The sequence below is a fragment of the Pseudomonas cyclaminis genome (genome assembly GCF_015163715.1).
Taxonomy (GTDB): Bacteria; Pseudomonadota; Gammaproteobacteria; order Pseudomonadales; family Pseudomonadaceae; genus Aquipseudomonas; species Aquipseudomonas cyclaminis.
This window is the reverse complement of record NZ_JADDUM010000223.1, coordinates 1-1,317: the sequence shown is the minus strand read 5'-3', so window position 1 is coordinate 1,317 and position 1,317 is coordinate 1. Positions and strand designations below refer to the sequence as shown.

At 59.2% G+C, this 1,317-nt stretch carries 1 pseudogene; it reads left to right on the top strand.

Annotated elements, in window-relative coordinates:
- Positions 1-73 precede the first annotated feature (73 nt).
- Positions 74-1,317 (top strand): annotated as a pseudogene (locus IQK56_RS31445) (sigma-54-dependent Fis family transcriptional regulator); the annotation flags it as partial.

Sequence of the window (1,317 nt, the reverse complement as noted above, 5' to 3'; positions counted from 1 at the left end):
CCCTCCCACATTGATCCAGCTTCAACTGGTAGATTATGCAAGCCCAATAACAATAAAAAACGCAGGTCACCCTATGGCCGAACCCTTGGCGCACGACACCATCATCCAGGACTCCTGCGCCGTTGCCGCGCCTTTGGCCTGGACCACCAGAGCACGCCCAGCTTCGATCAACTGCCGGCCGACGGCATCAGCCAACTGCTGGAAAGCCAGCATTCCCTGGTGCAGACCACCCACCAGGAAGTCCTGCCCTACTACGAGAACATCCTCAGTAATTCCAATTGCCTGATCATGCTGGCCGACAACCAAGGCCAGGTGCTGACCTCGTGGGGCACCCAACGGTTTATCGAGCCCAAGCTGGCCCGTGGATTCAGCGCCGGTGCCAGTTGGAAGGAACGCTCCAGCGGTACCAATGCCATCGGCACCGCGCTGGCCTGTGCCCAGGCGGTGCATATCGAACACGATGAACACTTCCTCAAGGCCAATCGTTTCATGACAGGTTCAGCAGCGCCGATCTTCGATGCCCAGCGCGAAATCATTGCGGTGCTGGATGTGTCCAGCGACAGCTACCTGCCGCCCTCTCACACCTTGGGCATGGTCAAGATGATGAGTCAGACCGTGGAGAACCGTCTGATCCTCAACCTGTTTCGCGGCGAACATTTCCAACTGACCTTCAACACCGGCCTGAGCAACCTGGACAGCCAGTGGGCGGGCCTGCTGATCTTTGATGACAGCGGCCAGGTGCTGTCGGCCAACCGCCGCGCCGATAACCTGCTGGGTATCAGCCTGTCACGGGTGATGATAGACAGTTTGTTCAAAGTGTCGCTGCTGGAACTGCTCAACCAGCCGGAGGGCTTGCCGTTTTCGTTGCAGGCGGCGGGACGCAATCGGTTTCAGTGCCTATTGAAACGCCCCAAGCAGATGCCGGTGCAAGCGCGGGTGTTCAGCGAGCCGGTTATTTCGAAGCCGGCAGCCATTGGCCTCAAGACCCTGCATTTTGGCGATATGCGCGTGGAGAAAGCCGTGCGCCAGGCCGAGCGGTTGCTGGAAAAAGACATCCCGCTGCTGATCCACGGTGAAACCGGCGTGGGCAAAGAGGTTTTCGTCAAAGCCCTGCACCAGGCCAGTTCCCGCAGCCAGAAGGCGTTTATCGCGGTGAACTGTGCGGCGATTCCCGCTGAGCTGGTGGAATCGGAGCTGTTCGGCTACGAAAAAGGCGCGTTCACCGGCGCCAATCAGAAAGGCAGCATCGGCCTGATCCGCAAGGCCGATAAGGGCACGCTGTTTCTCGATGAGATCGGCGATATGCCGCTGCCGACC